The organism is Ancylobacter sp. FA202, assembly GCF_000380205.1.
In the GTDB taxonomy this organism is placed as follows: Bacteria; Pseudomonadota; Alphaproteobacteria; order Rhizobiales; family Xanthobacteraceae; genus Ancylobacter.
On the sequence record NZ_KB904818.1, the window covers coordinates 3,542,184 to 3,561,230 of the forward strand.

Here is a 19,047-nt window from a genome sequence, read left to right on the forward strand (position 1 = left end):
GCGAGGGACGCTGGCGACACCTCAGTGTCCCATTCAATCAATCGCAACCTATTCGGTTTTGGTTTTATATTGGCCCTGACCTTACGTCAACAAAGCCTGTCGAGATTAGCCGGCCTTTGGCAGGGCAGGGCACGGCCTTTCCGATCGCGCCGCACATGGTCGCGAATTTCTATCGATGGCGGGGAGGAGGTGGCTGTTCAACCAATATGGGCATTGGTTCAGCTGACGAGGCGTTTCGGCGCGGTCGCGACCGTCGAGTGCTCACGCGCGCCCGCGTTCGAGCAGCGCTTCAAGCTGAAGCTCCGGATAGAGCTGGGCGACCTGCCTGACATCTTCGCCGAGCCGCGCAATGAACCAGTCGCGCAGATCGGCCACGATCGGCCGCAGCGGCTTGTCACGCGAGCGCACGAACTGGCAGTGCCGGCCCGTGACCCTGACACTGGGGCTCGCCGGGACAAGGGCCCTTGTCCGCAGCCAGTGGCAGGTGACGTTGAGCCAGCCGAGTGCCACGCCCTGGCCCAGCATCGCCGCCTGCACGACGATCGCATAGTCGGAGAAGATCATCGAATTGGTCGCCGCGCCGGGGTCGCCGGGAAAGAACACCTGCGACCAGTCGGGCTGCGCGTCGCCGAAATTGATCAAGCTTTCCGTCGCTGCATCGGCCGGCGAATGCTGCTGCCGGTCGCGGTAGCCCGGGCTGCAGATCGGCACCAGAATCTCCGGCATGATGTAGCTCGCCTCATGCCGCTCGTCCGGGCCGTCGACGAAGCGCATGCCGAGGTCAACATCCGATACCGGCCCGGACAGTGCCGACATGATGAGCTGGAAACGCAGTTCGAGCGAAGGGAAGGCCCGCTTGATCTCCGCCATGTGCGGCATGATCCAGTGCGTTGTGAAGCCGGTCGAGACCGACAGGGTGACGGTCTGAACGCCCGTCTTGCGGTCTTCGATTTCGCGCAGGGCATGCTCGAAGCCCGAGAAGCCGCGCGAAACGGCCTCATAGAGGATCCGCCCGGCCTCGGTCAGCGTCACGCCGCCGGGCGTTCGGTCGAACAGGATGATGCCGAGATGGTCCTCCAGCCGACCCATCATCCGGCTCACGGCGGCCGGTGTCACGTTGAGCTCCTCGGCGGCGCGGGCGAAGTTGCCACAGCGCGCCGCAGCCTCGAACGTGAAGAAGCCATTCATCGATGGCAGGGCGAGACGCAGTTTACGCATTACATAATGTAACTTTGTCCGGATATTTTTTCAATTGAATGCGGCGTCGATCATTGGTTTCCTGCCGCCATGGAAGGCTCGTTTCGGGCCCGCGATCAGAGCATTCGGACGTGGCCGCGCCGCATAGTGGCCTGTGTGCGGCAGAAGCCGCCTCGCAGACGCGGCAGCATCTGCTGCGCGCGATGTAACGTTCCGCCGTAGCTTTGCGAAGGAGGTCCCATGGCGAGGGGATGTGTCGCGACAGCGGTCTCGCGGGCGAGCCGGGGAACAGCATGTCGACAGTGATTTCGCGTGACACGGTAGGGGTTTCCATTCGCGGCGCTTCCAAGTTCTATGGAAGCTTCCGCGCGCTCGACGCGATCGACCTCGACGTCGCGCCGGGGGAGTTCGTCTCGATCCTGGGGCCGTCCGGCTCGGGAAAGACCACCTTGCTCGGTATTCTCGGCGGCTTCGTCCAACCGACCTCCGGCGCGATCTTCCTCGGCGAGCGCGACATCACCTTCGAGCCGCCGCACAAGCGCGACATCGGCATCGTGTTCCAGAACTACGCGCTGTTCCCGCACATGAACGTCGCTGAGAACGTGACGTTTCCGCTGCGGGCGCGGCGTATGCCGAAGTCCGAATGGCCGGCCAGGCTCAAATCCGCGCTCGACATGGTGGAACTCGGCGGTTTCGGCGCGCGCAAGATCCACGAACTGTCTGGCGGCCAGCGGCAGCGCGTCGCGCTCGCCCGCGCCATGATTTTCGAGCCGCGCCTGATCCTGATGGACGAGCCCCTCTCCGCGCTGGACAAGCAGTTGCGCGAGACCATGCAGATCGAGCTCAAGCACCTGCACCGCAAGCTCGCGGCGACGATGATCTATGTGACGCACGACCAGCGCGAGGCGCTCACCATGAGCGATCGCGTCGCGGTCATGAACAAGGGGCAGTTGATCCAGGTCGATACGCCGGAGCGTCTGCATGACCATCCGGCGGATGCCTTCGTCGCCGGCTTCATCGGTGAGGCGACGCTGCTTCCGGTGCGGCGCCTGGATGACCGCTCGGTCGATCTCGACGGCACGCGCCTCATCTCCGCGCGGCCGGTGCCGGGAGTCACCGAACTGTTCCTCGCTGTCCATTCCGAGAAGCTCACCATCGTCGCGGACGCGGGGCCGGGAATGGAAAACGTGCTGAGCGGCGTCGTGACCGAGACCCTCTACCAGGGCGAGAGCATCCGCATCTTTCTGGAGCTCGACCGGGGCGCGCGGCTCAGCCTCAGGGTGCCGAGCAATCACCAGGGCCGTTCGCTGCTCAAGATGCCGGGCGAGCGCATCGCCGTCGCCATCCACCCGGACGACACCATCGTCGTGCCGAACGTCCGCTGACCCGAATTACCGACACCTTCCAAGAGGAACGCAGAAAATGAAGTTCACCGATTTCAAGGTCATGACGTTCGACGTGGTCGGCACGCTGATCGATTTCGAGGCGGGTGTCCTCGGCGCGGTGCGCGCGCTGGGCGGGCCGAAGGCGGCGGCAGCCAGCGACGACGAGATCTTCGAGCCCTACAAGCGGGGCCGCGATAAAAACTATGGCCGCTCCTCCTTCGCGATGAAGGACGTCTATCTGTCGCTCGCCAATGAATGCGGCTTCAACAATGACGAAGCTACCGCCGAGGCCTTCCAGCTCGCAGTGCTGCGCTGGCCGGCCTTCGCCGATTCCGTCGAGGCGCTGCGCCGGCTGCGGAAGAACTTCCGCCTCGTCGCCATGACCAATGCGGACCGCACCGCCTTCTCCGCTTATTCCGCCACGCTCGGCAATCCGTTCCATGACAGCGTCACCTGCGACGAGACCGGATGCGCCAAGCCTGATCCCCGCTTCTTCGCCTTCAACAAGGGCCGGCAGTCCGCGCTCGGCTTCCAGCAGTGTGAGATCCTGCATGTCGCGCAGAGCCAGTATCACGACATCGGCGTCGCCAAGGCCGAGGGCTACATTACCTGCTGGATCGAGCGCCGCCAGGGCCAGAAGGGTTTTGGCGGCACGCCCGATCCCAAGGTGATGACAAAGCCGGACTTCCACTTCTCCTCGCTCAAGCAACTCGCCGACGCGGTCGATGCGGAGTGCGCCGCCGCCCGCGCGGCCGCCTGATGCCGAGCCCGACGGGTATGGCCGCCCCCACGTACCGGATCGACAGCGGCTCGCTCTGGCAGGCGACTTCGGTCGCGCGGCCGGCATTCGGGAGCCTGTCGGGCGACCACATCTTCGACGTCGCCATTATCGGCGGCGGCTATACCGGGCTCTCCACAGCGTTCTATCTCGCCAGGGCCGGCCTCTCGCCTGTGGTCATCGAGGCCAACCGCATCGGCTGGGGCGCCAGCGGGCGCAATGGCGGGGTTGTGTCCGGCAAGTTCCGCATCGGCTTCAACGAGATCGCGGCGCGCCATGGCCTCGACACGGCGCGCCGCATGCACGCTCTCGGGCTGGAGGCGATCGAGCATGTCGGCCAGCTGGTCGAGGAACTCGGCATTGCGGGCGCCGACTACCGACCGTCGGGCTCGCTGCGCTGCGCTCACAATGCCCACACATTCGAGGGGCTCAGGAGCGAAGCCACATGGCTGCGCGAGGCACTGGGCGACACCGGGGTCTCTATCCTGAGTGCCGAGGAGGTGGCGGCCGAGACCGGCTCGCGCGGCTTCACCGGCGGCATGCTCAACACCCATGGCGGTGTCATCCACCCGCTCAACTTCGTGCTCGGCATGGCGGCTGGGCTCAAGGCTCTGGGGATCGTCATCCACGAGAACACGCCGGTCATCCGAGTTGGGCACGAGGGCGCCGGCGTTCAGGTGGAGACGCCAACCGGACGGATCACCGCGCGCCAGCTCGTCATTGCCACCAATTCCTATTCCGACCTGACACCGGCGACAGCGAGCGTGCGGACATCGATCATCCCGTTCCGCTCGGCGATGATCGCCACCGAACCGCTCGCGGGCACCCCGGGCGAAGCGCTGCTGGCGGGCGGCCGCAGCTACACCGAGACGCGGCGCATGATGCGCTGGTTCCGAAAATCAGGCGATCGCCTGCTCTATGGCGGGCGCGGCGCCTTCGGCAAGAGCGACAGCGTGGCAGCCTTCGCGGCGCTGGAAAAGGCCATGGTGGGCCAGTTCCCTCAGCTCGCCTCGGTGACGGTGACGCATCGCTGGTCGGGGCTGGTGGCCATGACGCTGGACAGCTTGCCGCATCTCGGGCGGCTCGACGACCGCGTCGTCTATTCGGTTGGCTACAACGGCACCGGCGTGGCCCTCGCCTCCGGGATCGGCCGCCATGTCGCCGCGCTGGTCACTGGTGGCACGCCCGATCTCGGCCTGCTGACACGGCAGCCGCTTCTTCCCATCCCCTTCTACGGATTGCGCGAACCCGCCGTCCGCCTGGTCGCGGGCTGGTACCAGTTCCTCGACGCCATAGGGCGATGATGCGCCGCGATCATCGCTTCAGCGACGCCAGCGGCCGACAAGAATGACCCAGAGGAGAACCGTAATGCGCGTGACACTCTCGATACCTGCGATAACGGCGGCGCTGCTGCTGTCGGCCGCGGCCGCTTCAGCCGAACAGATCACCTTCGTCTCCCAGGGCGGCGCCTATCAGGAGGCCCAGACCAAGGCCATCCTCGATCCGGTCGCTAAGCTACTCGGCATCACCATCAACCAGGACTCCTCGCCCGACGCCTGGCCGGTACTGAAGACCCAGACGGCCACCGGCAAGCCGATCTGGGACGTGATCGACACACCGACCAAGGACTGCATTCGCGGCGGCGAGCAGGGCATGATCGAGAAGCTCGACTTCTCCCGGCTGCCCAATGCCGCCGAAATTCCCGCCGACTACAAGACGGCTTATTCGGTTCCCTATGAGTTTTATTCGTCGGTCCTTGCTTTCAACAAGCAGAAGTACGGCGAAAACGGGCCGAAGAGCTGGGTCGATTTCTGGGACGTGAAGAAATTCCCGGGCACGCGGGCGCTGCGCAGCCACCCGATGGCGACGCTGGAGGCGGCGCTGCTGGCGGATGGCGTGCCGGCCGACAAGCTCTACCCGCTCGATGTCGACCGCGCCTTCAAGAAGCTGGAGCAGCTGAAGCCCCATGTCACCGTGTGGTGGACGTCCGGTGCCCAGTCGGCTCAGCTTCTCGCCGATGGCGAGATCGACATGGAGATGGCGTGGAACGGCCGCGTCACTGCGGTGATCAAGGAAGGTGCGCCGATCGGCTACACCTTCAATCAGGGCTTTCTGCAGGAAACCTCGCTCTGCATCCTCAAGGGCGCGCCCAATCTGGACACCTCCTACAAGTTCCTGAACGCGGCGATCTCGGCGGACATCCAGGCGAACTTCCCGGCCTATATCGATTACGGCCCGGGCAACCCCGCCGCTTATAAGACGGGCAAAATCTCGCCCGAGCGCGCCGCCCAGATGCCGAGCTCGCCGGAGAATGCGGCCAAGCAGGTGTTGATCTCGGTAGCGTGGTGGAGCTCGCCGGCGGGTGAGGAAGCGCAGAAGCGCTGGGCGTCCTTCATCCAGAAGTGAGCGAGGGCTGTTCGCGCATTTTCGGGCGAAGTGGGTTCCGGTTCGCGTGAAGAAAATGCGTAAAAACAAAAACCTAGAGCACGCACGGTGAACCGGCTTTCACCGGAAGTGCTCTAGCGAGGAGGCTTCCATGTCGATGTCGTCGGTCAACCCGTCGCTCGCGCATCAGCGGCGCGAGCGACGCCTGGTCCTGCTGCTGCTGGCGCCGGCGCTCGCTGTGGTGGGCGGCCTCCTAATCGTGCCGCTCTGCTGGCTGGCCTGGCAATCGGTGCGGCAGGATGGCGGGTTCACCCTGGCGCATTATGCGCGGTTCCTGACCGACGACGTCTACTGGATGACCTTCCTGCAGACTTTTCGCATGGCCTTCATCGTGACGGCTGCGGCCCTCATTCTCGGCTACCCCGTCGCCTATGTGGCGGCGGGGGCCTCCCGGCGCTGGAGCCTCTTCATCCTGGCGATGGTGGTGCTGCCGTTCTGGACCAGCGTTCTCGTGCGCGCTTATGCCTGGCTGATCCTGCTGCAGCGGCGTGGCCTGGTGAATACCGCCCTGACTGAGCTCGGACTGGTCGACACCCCGCTCACGCTGGTCAACAACGAATTCGGCACGATCGTCGCGACCGTGCACATCCTGCTGCCTTTCATGGTTCTGCCGCTCTACGCCACCATGCAGAAGATCCCGCCCGAATTGACCATGGCGGGCTCCAGCCTCGGCGGCACACCGCTGCATGTATTCATGCGCGTGTTCCTGCCGCTTTCCCTGCCCGGCGTGGTTGCCGGCATGGTGCTGGTCTTCGTGCTGACGCTCGGTTTCTACATCACGCCGGAACTGCTCGGCGGCGGGCGGACCTACATGGTTTCCATGCTGGTTTCGCGAAACATCGAGGTCTACAATGAATGGGGCGCGGCCTCCTCGATCAGCGTGGTGCTGCTGGCCTGCGTGTTCTTCATTTTCCGCCTCGCCAGCTTCGTGATCCCGTTCGAGCGCATCATGGGGGCGCGCTGACCATGGCGGTCTCCAAACTGCTTTTGCGTGCGTTTGTCGGCCTTGTCCTGCTGTGGCTGATCATTCCCATCGTCATCATCGTGCCGATGTCGTTCTCCGGCGCGCGCTTCCTCGCCTTTCCGCCGCCTTCCTGGTCGCTGCGCTGGTACGAGGCCTATCTCGCCAGCACCGCCTGGATGCAGGCGACGCGCGTCAGCCTGATCGTCGCGGTGGCGAGCGCCATCATCGCCACGGTGATGGGAACCGCCGCCGCCTATGCGCTCAATCTCGCCAGTTCTCGCCTGGTCCGCAGCCTGCAGGTCGTGCTGATGCTGCCGCTGGTGGTGCCGATCGTGATCACCGCCGTCGGCGTGTTTCTCGTCTATGCCAATGTCGGCCTGCTCGCGACCATGACCGGCCTGATCCTTGCCAATGTCATGCTCGGCCTGCCTTATGTCATCACCTCGGTGCTGGTGGGGCTGCGGAAGTTCGACCCGGCGCAGGAAATGGTCTCGCGCAGTCTCGGCATGAACCGGCTGCGCACCTTCTTCATCGTCACCCTGCCGCAGATCCGCCCGAGCGTGATCACGGGCCTCCTGTTCGCCTTTATCTCGGCGCTCGACGAGACCGTGGTGGCGCTGTTCATCTCCGGCGGCCAGTACCAGACGCTGACCAAGCGCATGTTCACCGCGCTGCGTGACGAGATCGATCCGACCATCGCCGCGATCAGCACGCTGCTCACGGCTGTCTCCTTCCTCGTCGTCATGCTGGTGGCGCTCAATGCGCGCGGCGAGCGCGGGCGGTCCTAGCGCTATGAACACCGACATACTGATCCTTGGCGGCGGCTCGGCCGGCTGTGTGCTGGCCGCGCGGCTCTCCGAAGACCCGCGTCAGGACGTCATCCTCGTCGAGGCCGGGCGCAATGTGACGGTCGGCGACATCCCGGCCGAGGTGCAGGCGCGCTATCCCGGCCGCGCCTATCTCGACACGTCCAACATCTGGAGCAAGCTGACGGCACTGATGGGGGACACGGCGAGGAATGCCGGCCGCCGGCCCCGGCGCTACGAGCAGGCCCGGATTCTCGGCGGCGGCTCGGCGATCAATGCGCTGATGGCCAATCGCGGCGCTCCCGGGGACTATGACGAATGGGAGGCGCTCGGCGCGCAGGGGTGGAACTGGGAGGCCTGCCTGCCAGTGTTCCGCGCCATGGAGGCCGACCGCGACTTTGACGGCACGCTGCATGGCTCCAGCGGCCCGCTGGTGCTACGCCGCATCGGCGACGCGCAGATCTCGCCCTTCGTCGCCCGGGTGATGACAACGCTGGACAGGCGCGGCTACCCGATCCGGCCCGACCAGAACGGGTTGTGGCAAGACGGCACCTTTCGCGGCGTGGTGGCGGTGGACGATCGCGGCGAACGCCAGCCCACCTCGCTCGCCTATCTCACGCCGGAGGTCCGGCGTCGTGCCAACCTGACGATCCTCACCGGCCATGTTGCAACGCGCCTTCTGTTCGAGGGCACCCGTGCCATCGGCGCCGAGGTTGAGACCGCTGGGAGCCGGCGCTTCACCATCACCGCGCGGCACGTGGTGCTCGCGGCCGGCGCCATTCACTCGCCCACGCTGCTGCTCCGCTCGGGTATCGGCCCAGCGGAGGAACTGCGCGCGCTCGGCATCCCGGTGGTGTGCGATCGGCGGGGCGTCGGCCGCAATTTGATGGAGCACCCCTCGATCGCGGTTGCGACCTGGCTGCCGCCGCGCTTGCGCGAGCGCAACCCGGGCGAGCACCATGAACAGTCGATCTGGCGCTACTCCTCGGGCCTGCCCGGAACCCCGGCCGGCGACATGCACGCGGCGATCCTCTCGCGCGCCGGCTGGCATTCGGTGGGGTTGCGCACCGGCAGCCTCTTCTTCTGGGTGAACAAGTCCTGTTCGCGCGGCTTCCTGCGCCTTGCCTCGCGTGACTCAAGCGTGGAGCCGGAAGTCGATTTTCGCATGCTCAGCGACGAGCGCGATCTGGTCCGCCTGAAGGCGGCGCTCCGCATGGGCGGGGAGGTGTTGCTTGATCCCGGCATGGACGGCGCGCGCGACGTGGTGTTCCCGGCGAGCTACACGCCGCGCGTCGCCAGGATCGCGGTGCCGGGTGCTTGGAACGCGATGCAGCGCGGCGTGCTCGCCGGGCTGCTCGATTGGGCCGGTCCGCTGCGCGCGGCGCTGATCCATGCGGTGGTGACGCAGGGCATCACCCTGCGCGGACTCTTATCCGACGACGACGCGCTGACCGATTTCGTGCGGACGAATGTCGGCGGCACCTGGCACCCCTCGGGAACCTGCCGCATGGGCCGGGCCGACGACCCGGAGGCTGTGACATCGCCGCTTGGCACTGTGCTGGGCGTCGAAGGCGTGCGCGTCGCCGACGCCTCGCTGATGCCGTCGATCCCGCGCGCCAATACCAACATGCCCACCATCATGATCGCCGAGCGCATCGCCGGCTTCATCCGTGACGGGCGCTGAGCCCGTCGACCTTCTTCTCATCGCGATCGGGCCAAGCCCAAAAGGCTGCGCACGCCAATCTGTCGCCCTCGAACCGCTGGAGCGGCAGTTCCTAGGGTCGAACTGGACCACTCAATCGGGGCGGGCCACACTCGCGCGTCGAAAATCCGGAAAATGGGGCGTATCGTGGCGAAAAATCGAGTACACACGACGCGGCCCAACTTCTCGAAATTACAAAAATAATGTCGAAAAATCAATCATTTATATTTTCCGTGGCCCCTATGATGGACTGGACCGACCGGCATTGCCGGGCGTTCCACCGGGGCCTTTCGCGTCGGGCACTGCTTTATACCGAGATGGTGACGGCGAATGCGGTGATCTTCGGGGACCGTGAGCGGCTGCTCGGTTTTTCGGAAGTCGAGCATCCGATCGCGGTGCAACTCGGCGGGTCGGACCCGGTGGCGCTGGCGAAGGCCGCAGTGATCTGCGCCGAGTGGGGTTATGACGAAATCAACCTCAATGTCGGCTGCCCCTCGGATCGGGTGCAGGGCGGCAATTTCGGCGCCTGCCTGATGCTTGATCCGGCGCTGGTGGCGGCGTGCGTTGCCGCCATGAAGGCGGAAGTTACCATCCCCGTCACCGTGAAATGCCGGCTCGGCGTCGACGAGCAGGACCCCGAGGTCGCCCTCGACGCGCTTGCGGATTCGGTATTGGCGGCCGGCGCGGACGGGCTCATCGTCCATGCCCGCAAGGCATGGCTGCAAGGTCTTTCACCCAAGGAAAATCGCGACATTCCCCCGCTCGATTATGACCGGGTGCACCGGCTGAAGGCGCGGCTGCCCGATGTGCCGGTCAGTCTGAACGGTGGCATCACCACGCTGGAGGTGGTGCAGACGCAACTGGCGCATGTCGATGGCGTCATGCTTGGCCGCGCGGCCTATCAGCAACCCGAACTGCTGCTGCAGGTCGACAGCCTGTTCTTCGGTGACGAGGATCCGCACGCCGACGCCTTCACGGCCGTGACTGCCTTTGAACCTTACGTCGCCGCCCACCTCGCGGCGGGTGGCCGGCTCCACGACATCACCCGCCATATGCTCGGCCTGTTCACCGGGCGTCCCGGCGCGCGTGCCTTCCGGCGCCATCTGGCAACCGAGGGCGTGAAGCCGGAGGCCGGCCTCGATGTGCTGCGCGCGGCCGTCGACGAGGTGCGCAAGGCCGAAGAACGCCGGTCGCTTGTCGCCTGAATCCGTGCCATCACGGGGCGATCCGACGCAGGACGAAACGTGGTGGCGTGATGGTGCAGGCAATTCCTCTCGAACATCTGCTGTGGCTGTCCGGCGTGCTGCTGGTGGCCGGCCTTGCCACCGGCATCCTCGCCGGCCTGTTCGGCATTGGCGGCGGGGCCATCGTGGTGCCGGTGCTCTATGAGGTGTTCGGCGCGGTGGGGGTCGACGATTCCGAGCGCATGCATCTCTCGGTGGGCACGGCGCTCGCCATCATCGTGCCGACGGCGCTGCGCTCCTATTTCGCCCATCGACGCCGCACCAAAATCGACAATTCGATCATGCGGCAATGGGCGGTTCCGCTGATCGCCGGCGTCGTCGCGGGCACCTTGCTGGCGGCGGTGTCGCCGGACGTGGTGCTGAAGATCGCCTTCGTGCTGTTCGCCGCGCTGATGTCGTCGAAGCTGCTGTTCGGGCGTGACAATTGGGTTCTTGCTGACACGCTGCCGGGGCGGCTGCCCATGGCGCTCTATGGCTTCGGCATCGGCGCCTCGGCGCCACTGATCGGCATATCAGGCGGCGGCATAGCCACCGTGGTGCTTACCCTCTACCGGGTCCCGATCCATACCGCCATCGCCACCTCGGCCGGGCTGGGGGCGCTGATCGCGGTGCCGGGGACGATCGGCTACATCATAAGCGGCATCCCGCATCTGGAGGACCTGCCGCCTTTCTCGCTCGGCTATGTCTCGCTGCCGGGGCTGGTGCTGGTGGGCGGCATCGCGACGCTGGCCGCGCCGCTCGGCGCCCGGCTGGCGCACGGCTTCACCCGGCGTCAGTTGGAGGTTGGGTTCGGTCTGTATCTGCTCATCGTCGGCCTGCGCTTCGTGGTGGCGCTGATCGTCGAGTGAGACGAAGAAACGCCGCTAGTCCAGCATCTTGGCCCGCATCACCAGCTTCTCGCCGCGAATCTCGAAGCTGGCGAGGCGGGAGAGGAAGGTCATGCCCAGCAGGCTGTGCTTGAGCGTGCCCGGGCTGGCGACGAGGGCGGGCACGTCGCGTTCGTCGATCGAGCCAGCGATGCCAATGCGCTCAAGTACCACTGCGGCCGCGCGACCGCGGCCATTGGCGGTGTCGATGGGGATGTCGTAGCGCAGGAATTCCAGCGGCAGACCCACCGCCACCGCATCCTCGGGCGTCAGCACGACGCTGGAGGCGCCGGTATCGACCAGCATAGGTATTCTGTTGCCGTTTACTTCTACCCGCACGTTGAAATCGCCGTCGCGGGCGCGGGCCACTTCGACCGCCGGGCCGTTGTCGGCGAGGGGGACGGCGTAGCCTGGGGCCAGTTCGGCCAGGACGCGGTAGGCGACGGCGTGCAGTTCGACCCGGTAGGAGTAACCCACGGCCAGAACAGCGAAAATCACCAGCCAGAGCGCGGCGGCGCGCAGCGCTTCGCCCAGCCTGCCGGTGAATGTGGCGAACACGCTGGCACCGACGACCAGGAGCAAGGATCCGTAAAAAACGAGCTGCGCCAAGTCGTTGGCGCCGAGGCCGCCGACGTCGCCATAGCGCGAGGCGAAGAACACCAGGCCGATGCCGCCGGCGAGGCCGATGACGACGATCCACATCAGGCGATCGGCGTTCATCGCGCGGCTCCTGCGGGGCGCTGGCTCAGGCGGGCCATGATGGCGCGCCGCTCGTTTTCGCCGAGCGTGGACCACGCGCCGATCTCCTCCAGGGTGCGGCCGCAGCCGAGGCAAAGGCGCCCGGCGGCATCCAGCGTGCAGACGGAAACGCAAGGTGTGGAAAGGGTTTGGGACATGGATCCGGTACGCTCAGGGACGGCTGACTCTGGCGCAATTTCCTGTCGATCCGGTTAAGCGCCGGGCCGGCAGGGCGTCAGCGCGCGAAGATTTGCAGGCCGATCAGGAAGGCAATTTCGACCAGAAGGGTGGCGGCTCCAGCGACATCGCCGGTCTGCCCGCCGAATTGGGCGCGCGCAAGGCGAACCACGCCGAGGAAAATCACAACCCCGAAAAGCGTCCCGCCGATCAGGCCAGTCAGGCCGATGAGGTGGACGATCAGTGCAGTCGCAACAATGAGTCCAACGCCCAGCGCCAGCCGCCGGCTTGCCACCCCCGGGACCCCGACGCTGCGGGCGAGACCGTCCGCCCGGGCGAAGGGCAGGGCGGCGAGCATCCACAATCCGGCGAGGCGGGAGACGCTGACCGCCGCGACGAGCCCGGCCGCCGCCGCTAAAGGCCCGGTCTCCAGCAGCCCCGCCAGCGCGCCGATGCGCAGGGCGAAGGCCAGGATCAGAGCGCACACGCCGAAGGCGCCGACCCGGCTGTCCTTCATGATCTCCAGCCGCCGCTCGACGCTCCAGCCGCCGAGCGCGTCGGCGACATCCGCCAGCCCGTCCTCGTGCAGCGCCCCCGTGATCGCCACCAGCACCGTCACCGCCAGCGTGGCGGCGAGAAAATCCCCCAGCCCGATTGCCTGCGCCACCACCAGCACCGAGGCGGCGATGAGCCCCAGCACGGCGCCAGCCAGCGGCAGGGCCGGGCCGAGGCGGTCGAGATCGGGCGGGCCGTCCTCTTGCGGTTCGGAGGGCAGCCGCACCGGCAGCCGCGAGAGGAAGCGCAGCGCGGCGGGCACATCTGAAAGGATGGGGAGGGGCATCGGCGATTCCGTTCAGCGCTCGACCAGTAGCTCGGTGAGCGGCCGCCGCTGCTCCCAGCCGGCGCGCTCCAGCTCCGGCACGGGTGAGGCTTCGGCGGGATAGCCGATGCAGAGATAGCCGACGAGCCGCCACTGCGCGGGCACCTCCAGCGCAGCCGCCACCGCCTGCGGGGCGAGGATCGACACCCAGCCGACCCCGATGCCGCGCGCCGCCGCCGCCAGCCACAGCGTGTGGATGGCGAGCACGGCGGAATAGGCGACCGTTTCCGGCATGGTGGCGCGGCCGAGCCCGTGGCCGCTCGCAGGGTCCGGCTCGACGAAGACGGCGAGATGTTCGGGCGCGTCGTCCAGCCCGGCGAGCTTCAGCCGTGCATAGAGGCCGGCGCGCTCGGCCGGCTGCAGCGCCAGCGCTTCGGCATTGGCGGCCTCGAACAGCGCGCGGATGGCCGTGCGCCGGTCGCCGTCGCGCACCCGCACCAGCCGCCAGGGCTGGCTGAAGCCGACGCTCGGCGCCCGGCAGGCGGCCGCCAGCAGCGCGTCATATTCCGCCGCGTCGAGCGCGGTGGTGCGGAAGCAGCGCACATCGCGCCGCCAGGCGAACAGCGCGTCGAGCCGGTCGCGAAAGGCGGCGTCGAAGTCCGGCGGCGTGGCGGCAGGGGCTTTGAGAGGAACGGCCAAGGGGGCTTCCTTGCGGGCTTCCATCCGTGATCGCCTTCTTGCTCGCCCGCGCGCTTCCATGCGAAATCGCCGGGGCGCGGCGGCCTGCGTGAGGGTTGCGCGTCCCTCGGTGAGGGTCTACCCCGCCTTGGCGCCCGAGGCGACACTTCTTCACCCTGCATCTTCCGTTTTGCCCCGTCCGGTTTGCCCCGTCCGTTTTGCTGCTGAGGCTCCCATGCTGCGCTCCGCCACCGGCCTGCCCTTTGACGATATCCGCAACCTCGTTGCCCAGATGCCGGGGCCGGACATGGCCGCCCGCGCCGCCGCGGCCGCCCGGCAGGGGCAACTCGTCAAGCCGCCCGGCGCGCTGGGCCGGCTGGAGGAAATCGCCATCCATCTCGCCGGCTGGCAGGGTCGGGAGATTCCGCAGATCAACCGGCCGACCGTGGCGGTGTTCGCCGCCACCCATGGCGTGGCGGGGCGCGGCGTCTCGCCTTACCCCTCGGACGTGACCAAGCAGATGGTCGCCACCTTCACCGCCGGAAAGGCGGCGGTGAACCAGATTTGCGGCGTGTTCGGCGCCGGGCTCAGGGTGTTCGACCTCGCGCTCGACCTGCCGACGCCGGATATCGTTGAACAAGACGCGCTGACCGAGGCCGAATGCGCCGCCACCATGGCCTTCGGCATGGAGGCGCTGGCCGGCGAGCCGGACCTGCTGTGCCTCGGCGAAATGGGCATCGGCAACACCACCGTGGCCGCCGCCATTTTCCACGGGCTTTATGGCGGGCAGGCGGGCGACTGGGTCGGCCCCGGCACCGGCGCCACCGGCGAGGTGCTGGAACGCAAGATCGAGGCGGTGCGGGCGGCGGTGGCGCGCGCCAAGGGGCATCTGGACGACCCGCTGGAAGTGCTGCGCAAGCTGGGCGGGCGCGAAGTGGCGGCGATGGCCGGCGCCATCCTCGCCGCGCGGCTGCAGCGCGTGCCTGTGGTGCTCGACGGCTATGTGGTGACGGCCGCCGCCGCCGTGCTGAAGGCGCTCGACCCTTCGGCGCTTGACCATTGCCTCGCCGGCCATGTCTCGGCCGAGCCGGCGCATCGCGCCGTGCTGCAGCGGCTCGGCCTGCGCCCGCTGCTCGATCTCGACATGCGGTTGGGGGAAGGTTCCGGCGCGGCGCTGTCCATCGGCATCATCAAATCGGCGCTGGCCTGCCATGGCGGCATGGCGACCTTTGCCGAGGCGGGTGTGGCGGGGGCGTGAAGGGACGGCCGTGCGGCGCGACGTGGTGCGTCTGAACCTTCGACCCTCATCCCCGGGCTTGACCCGGGGATCCAGCCTTTACCGGGTGGTGCGCGCGGTGGGGCTGGGTGGCCGGGTCAAGCCCGGCCATGAGGGCTGGTAATGGGGTTCAACCCGTCACGCGCGCAGCGACATCGCCCTCCGCGCGGCTGGCGGCCACGGGGCTGGCGGCCACAGACGTGGCGCGGGATTGCCCTCGCTGGCGTGCTGATCTTGATTGCGCTGCTGGTCGAGCGCTTCATCCCCCCGCTCACCGGCGCGGTGCGGGTGGCGGATGGCGACAGCCTGGAGATATCCGGCGAGCGGGTGCGGCTGGAGGGCATCGACGCGCCCGAACTGCATCAGGAGTGCGGCGAGGGGGCGAAGGCCTGGCCCTGCGGGATGAAGGCGCGCGCGGCGCTGGCGGCGCTCGTCGCCCAGGGCGAGGTGAGTTGCCGGCCCGTGGACGAGGACCGCTATGGCCGCGCCGTGGCGCGCTGCGCGGTCGACGGCTGGGATATCGGGGCGGAACTGGTGCGGCAGGGCTGGGCGGTGGCGCTGGGGCTGGCCTACGGCGCCGAAGAGCGGGCGGCGCGGGCAGCCGGCGCCGGCATCTGGGCCGGCCCGTTCGAGACGCCGGCGGAGTGGCGGGCGCGCCATCCACGCCCGGCGGAGTGATGACGGGCGGGCGAAGGCTCCCTATCTAAGCGCCATGCCCGCCGACGACCTCGACGCCCTGCTCACTGAGATCCGCGCCTGCCGCTTCTGCGTGGAGACGCCGCGCGGAAAACCGCTGCCGCATGCGCCGCGCCCGGTGCTGCATGTCGGGCCGCGCGCCAAAATCCTCATTGCCGGGCAGGCGCCGGGGACCAAGGTGCACGGCTCCGGCCGCTCCTTCACCGATGCCTCCGGCGACCGGCTGCGCGACTGGCTCGGGGTCAGCGCCGAGACCTTCTATGACCCTGACCGCATCGCGGTGGCGGCGATGGGCTTCTGCTTTCCCGGGCAGGACGGCAAGGGCGGCGACCTGCCGCCGCGCCGGGAATGCGCTGGCCTGTGGCATGACCGGCTGTTCGCCGCGCGGGCGCCGTTCGATCTTGTCGTCGCGGTGGGGGCGGCGGCGCAGGCCTATCATCTCAGGCGGCTCGGGCTGGAGCGCTTCGCGGGCGGCGGGCTGAGCGAGCGGGTGGAGCGCTGGCGCGAGATTTTTGACGCGCGCGAGAATCCCCGCTTCCTTCCGCTGCCGCACCCTTCCTGGCGCAATACCGGCTGGCTGAAGCGCCACCCCTGGTTCGAGGCCGATCTCGTGCCGGTGCTGCGCGCCGAGGTGGCGCGGCTGCTGGGGTAGGGTGGTGGGAATCAAGGCCCTGCGTGCGTCAAAGCCAGCCTGCGGCCGGCACCTCAGCATGACGATACTTGTTCGCTTGAACGCCGTCATCCTGAGGTGCGAGTGAAGCGAGCCTCGAAGGATGGAACCGGTCGCGCTACCGCGACACCAGAAGATGCCGGTTCAGCCGGCGCTCCAGCACGTTCCACACCCGCCGCACGATCTCGACCATCAGCAGATACAGCACCGCCGCCCAGAGATAGACCTCCATGTCATAGGAGCGGGAGAAGGCGAGGCGGGTGACGCCCATCAAATCGTAGACGGTGATGACCGAGGCAATGGCGCTGGCCTTGATCATCAGCACCAGCTCATTGCCCAGCGGGCGCAGCCCCACCGCGATCGCCTGCGGCAGGATGATCTTGCGATAGGCCAGCACCCGCGACAGGCCGAGCGCCTGCGCCGCCTCCATCTGCCCCGCCGGCAGGGTCTGGATGCCGCCACGCAGGATCTCCGACTGGTAGGCGGCGGTGTTCAGCGTGAAGGTGAACACCGCGCAGTTGAAGGCATCGCGGAAGAACCACCACAGGCCGATATCGGTGAGCTGTTCGCGGAACTGGCCGGCGCCGTAATAGATGAGGAAGGTCTGCGCCAGCAGCGGCGTGCCGCGGAAGAAATAGGAATAGGTGAAGGCCGCGCGGGAGAGCACCTTGCCGCCTTCCACCCGGGCGATGGCGAGCGGCAGCGCCAGCACGGCGCCGAAGACGATGGACAGCCCGACCAGCTGCAGCGTCACCCAGACGCCGTCGAGAAAGCGCAGGCCGTAGCGGCTCATCAAATCGGCGTTGAGGCCGATCAGCCCCATCGCCCAAAGGAAGCCCTCGCCGAGCGAGCCGAGAAACGGTTCCATCAATGGCCTCCCACCCGCTTGAAGCCGCGCGAGGCCCGGTTTTCCAGCGCGGTGAACACGATGCTCGAAAGGCCGGAAAACACGAGATAGATGAGGCAGGCGACGAGGTAGAAGAAGAAGGGCTGCTTGGTCACGCCCACCGCGATCGAGGTCTGGCGCATCAGATCGCTGATGGCGATGACCGAGACCAGCGAGGTGTCTTTCAGCAGCACCATCCAGTTGTTGGACAGGCCCGGCAGGGCGACCCGCCAGAGCTGCGGGAATGTGACCAGCCGGAAGGTGTTCCAGCCCGACAGGCCGAGGGCGGACGCCGCCTCCTTCTGGCCCTTCGGCACGGCGCGGATGGCGGCGAGCAGCACCTCGCTGGAGAAGGCGCCGAGCACCAGCCCCAGCGCCACCACGCCGGCGACGAACTGGTTCACCTCGATATGGGCGCCCTCGACCACATAGCCAGCGAGGCGGGTGAGCAGCATCTGCCCGCCATAATAGACGATGAACAGGGTGAGCAGTTCCGGCAGCCCGCGAAAAACCGTGGTGTAGAGGTCGCCCACCGCGCGCAGCGCCCGCGAGCGCGAATCCTTGGCCACCGCCACGGCAAGGCCGATGACGATGCCGACGGGGAGGGTGACGAGGGCGAGCTCGATGGTGAGCAGCGCGCCCTGCAAAATCTCGTCGCCCCAGCCATTGGGGCCGAAGGACAGCAGCTCAAGCAGATTCAACATGACGGATGGCGCGCCCCACGGTTCGACGAAAAGGCGCCGCCCCGGCCGTGCCGGAACGACGCTGCGGCGCGGGCGTCAGTAGACGCTGAAGGGGAAATACTTGTCGTTGATGGTCTTGTAGGTGCCGTTGGCGACGATCGCGTCGATCGCCTTGTTGAACATCGCCACCAGCTCGGGGTCGCCCTTGCGGATGCCGACGCCGATGCCCTCGCCGAAATATTTCGCGTCGGTATGGTCGGCGCCGACAAACTGGCAGCAGCCGCCATCCTTGGAATTCAGCCATTCCAGCAGCACGATCTTGTCCGCCAGCACCGCGTCGAGCCGGCCATTGGCGAGGTCGAGATTGGCCTCGTCCTGCTTGCCATAGAGCTTCACCTCGGCGCCGGCCTTGGCGTAGACGTCTTCGAGGTAGTTCGAGTGAATGGTCGAGGCCTGCGCGCCCAGCACCTTGCCCTTGAGCGCGGCCGGCGAGGTGTCGGTGATCTTGCTGTCCTTGGGGGCGGCGAAGATGGCGGCGGTCTTGTAGTATTTGTTGGAGAAAGCGATCTGCTGCTTGCGTTCCTCGGTGATCGACATCGAGGCGACGATGGCGTCGTATTTGCCGGCCAGCAGCGCGGGGATGATGCCGTCCCAATCCTGCGCGGTGAAAGTGCATTCCACCTTCATCTCGGCGCACAGCGCCTTGGCGATGTCGATGTCGAAGCCCTTCAGCTCGCCCTTGTCCATATAGTTGAAGGGCGGGTAGGCGCCTTCGGTGCCGATGCGGACGGTCTTCCATTCCTTGGCGGAGGCGCCGCCGGCCAGGGGCACGGCAAGGATGGCCGCTGCGAGAATGGCCACGGCCGCGAACCGGGTGACGAGCCTCATGATGTTCCCCTCTGATACTGTGTGCTTCGCCGGTGTGTTCTGTCGTTCCCGGCAACCCATGCTGGCACTAATTCCGAATGTAGTGCAACGGGGGCTGCTGCATCCCTAGTCAGAAAGTCGAACTGATCCATTTTTGTGCAGTGCGGCA

At 67.1% G+C, this 19,047-nt stretch carries 20 protein-coding genes; 12 read left to right on the forward strand and 8 right to left on the reverse strand.

Going from position 1 to position 19,047, the window contains the following annotated elements:
• Positions 1–261 precede the first annotated feature (261 nt).
• Positions 262–1,218 carry a LysR family transcriptional regulator gene (locus tag A3M1_RS0116190; RefSeq protein ID WP_018390038.1) on the reverse strand — a complete coding sequence of 319 codons (957 nt, stop codon included), beginning with the start codon at positions 1,216–1,218 and terminating at the stop codon, positions 262–264.
• 272 nt (positions 1,219–1,490) lie between these two features.
• On the opposite strand from A3M1_RS0116190, the gene A3M1_RS0116195 reads away from it, so the two are divergent.
• From A3M1_RS0116195 to A3M1_RS0116235, 9 genes are all read left to right on the forward strand, one after another.
• The gene (locus A3M1_RS0116195; protein WP_018390039.1) at positions 1,491–2,582 is read left to right on the forward strand and encodes an ABC transporter ATP-binding protein; all 1,092 of its coding nucleotides are present in this window, start codon (positions 1,491–1,493) and stop codon (positions 2,580–2,582) included.
• Between the two features lie 37 nt (positions 2,583–2,619).
• Complete coding sequence (locus A3M1_RS0116200) at positions 2,620–3,342, forward strand: HAD-IA family hydrolase (RefSeq protein WP_018390040.1); 723 nt, start codon at positions 2,620–2,622, stop codon at positions 3,340–3,342.
• A gap of 17 nt (positions 3,343–3,359) precedes the next feature.
• Positions 3,360–4,664, forward strand: a complete 1,305-nt coding sequence (locus tag A3M1_RS0116205) for an FAD-binding oxidoreductase (RefSeq protein WP_026221347.1) — start codon at positions 3,360–3,362, stop codon at positions 4,662–4,664.
• A 64-nt stretch (positions 4,665–4,728) separates the two neighbouring features.
• Positions 4,729–5,766, forward strand: coding sequence for an ABC transporter substrate-binding protein (locus A3M1_RS0116210; RefSeq protein ID WP_018390042.1), 1,038 nt, complete (start codon positions 4,729–4,731; stop codon positions 5,764–5,766).
• A 130-nt stretch (positions 5,767–5,896) separates the two neighbouring features.
• The gene (locus tag A3M1_RS0116215; RefSeq protein ID WP_018390043.1) at positions 5,897–6,769 is read left to right on the forward strand and encodes an ABC transporter permease; all 873 of its coding nucleotides are present in this window, start codon (positions 5,897–5,899) and stop codon (positions 6,767–6,769) included.
• A gap of 2 nt (positions 6,770–6,771) precedes the next feature.
• A complete protein-coding gene (locus tag A3M1_RS0116220) occupies positions 6,772–7,557 on the forward strand; it encodes an ABC transporter permease (protein WP_018390044.1) in 786 nt (261 codons plus the stop codon).
• 4 nt (positions 7,558–7,561) lie between these two features.
• Positions 7,562–9,259, forward strand: a complete 1,698-nt coding sequence (locus tag A3M1_RS0116225; protein ID WP_018390045.1) for a GMC family oxidoreductase — start codon at positions 7,562–7,564, stop codon at positions 9,257–9,259.
• Positions 9,260–9,480: 221 nt separating this feature from the next.
• Positions 9,481–10,482, forward strand: a complete 1,002-nt coding sequence (gene dusA, locus A3M1_RS0116230) for a tRNA dihydrouridine(20/20a) synthase DusA (RefSeq protein ID WP_081620341.1) — start codon at positions 9,481–9,483, stop codon at positions 10,480–10,482.
• Between the two features lie 50 nt (positions 10,483–10,532).
• Positions 10,533–11,369, forward strand: coding sequence for a sulfite exporter TauE/SafE family protein (locus A3M1_RS0116235; RefSeq protein WP_018390047.1), 837 nt, complete (start codon positions 10,533–10,535; stop codon positions 11,367–11,369).
• A 15-nt stretch (positions 11,370–11,384) separates the two neighbouring features.
• Here A3M1_RS0116235 and A3M1_RS0116240 read toward each other — a convergent pair whose 3' ends face one another.
• From A3M1_RS0116240 to bluB, 4 genes are all read right to left on the reverse strand, one after another.
• Positions 11,385–12,107, reverse strand: coding sequence for a TIGR02281 family clan AA aspartic protease (locus A3M1_RS0116240; RefSeq protein ID WP_018390048.1), 723 nt, complete (start codon positions 12,105–12,107; stop codon positions 11,385–11,387).
• On the reverse strand, positions 12,104–12,283 hold the full coding sequence (locus A3M1_RS25930) for a DUF1289 domain-containing protein (RefSeq protein ID WP_081620340.1): 180 nt from the start codon (positions 12,281–12,283) through the stop codon (positions 12,104–12,106). The genes A3M1_RS0116240 and A3M1_RS25930 overlap by 4 nt, the downstream gene beginning before the upstream one ends.
• A 77-nt stretch (positions 12,284–12,360) precedes the next feature.
• Positions 12,361–13,143, reverse strand: coding sequence for an adenosylcobinamide-GDP ribazoletransferase (gene cobS, locus A3M1_RS0116245; RefSeq protein ID WP_018390049.1), 783 nt, complete (start codon positions 13,141–13,143; stop codon positions 12,361–12,363).
• A 12-nt stretch (positions 13,144–13,155) separates the two neighbouring features.
• A complete protein-coding gene (gene bluB / locus A3M1_RS0116250; protein ID WP_018390050.1) occupies positions 13,156–13,845 on the reverse strand; it encodes a 5,6-dimethylbenzimidazole synthase in 690 nt (229 codons plus the stop codon).
• A 190-nt stretch (positions 13,846–14,035) separates the two neighbouring features.
• Here bluB and cobT point away from each other — a divergent pair, with 190 nt between their 5' ends.
• The 3 genes from cobT (at position 14,036) to A3M1_RS0116265 (ending at position 16,424) form a co-directional block, all read left to right on the forward strand.
• Positions 14,036–15,058 (forward strand): nicotinate-nucleotide--dimethylbenzimidazole phosphoribosyltransferase, encoded by a 1,023-nt coding sequence (cobT, locus tag A3M1_RS0116255; RefSeq protein WP_018390051.1) that lies wholly within the window; start codon positions 14,036–14,038, stop codon positions 15,056–15,058.
• 243 nt (positions 15,059–15,301) lie between these two features.
• On the forward strand, positions 15,302–15,754 hold the full coding sequence (locus A3M1_RS0116260) for a thermonuclease family protein (protein ID WP_018390052.1): 453 nt from the start codon (positions 15,302–15,304) through the stop codon (positions 15,752–15,754).
• A 34-nt stretch (positions 15,755–15,788) separates the two neighbouring features.
• Positions 15,789–16,424, forward strand: coding sequence for a uracil-DNA glycosylase family protein (locus A3M1_RS0116265; RefSeq protein WP_018390053.1), 636 nt, complete (start codon positions 15,789–15,791; stop codon positions 16,422–16,424).
• 136 nt (positions 16,425–16,560) lie between these two features.
• On the opposite strand, the gene A3M1_RS0116270 is transcribed toward A3M1_RS0116265, so the two are convergent.
• The 3 genes from A3M1_RS0116270 to A3M1_RS0116280 all read right to left on the reverse strand — a co-directional run bounded on the left by A3M1_RS0116270 (position 16,561) and on the right by A3M1_RS0116280 (position 18,899).
• Positions 16,561–17,310: an ABC transporter permease subunit gene (locus A3M1_RS0116270; RefSeq protein WP_018390054.1), complete on the reverse strand. Its 750-nt coding sequence runs from the start codon at positions 17,308–17,310 to the stop codon at positions 16,561–16,563.
• Complete coding sequence (locus A3M1_RS0116275) at positions 17,310–18,032, reverse strand: ABC transporter permease (RefSeq protein WP_018390055.1); 723 nt, start codon at positions 18,030–18,032, stop codon at positions 17,310–17,312. Before A3M1_RS0116275 ends, A3M1_RS0116270 begins: the two co-directional genes overlap by 1 nt.
• A 75-nt stretch (positions 18,033–18,107) precedes the next feature.
• The gene (locus tag A3M1_RS0116280) at positions 18,108–18,899 is read right to left on the reverse strand and encodes an ABC transporter substrate-binding protein (protein WP_018390056.1); all 792 of its coding nucleotides are present in this window, start codon (positions 18,897–18,899) and stop codon (positions 18,108–18,110) included.
• Between the last annotated feature and the right edge of the window lie 148 nt (positions 18,900–19,047).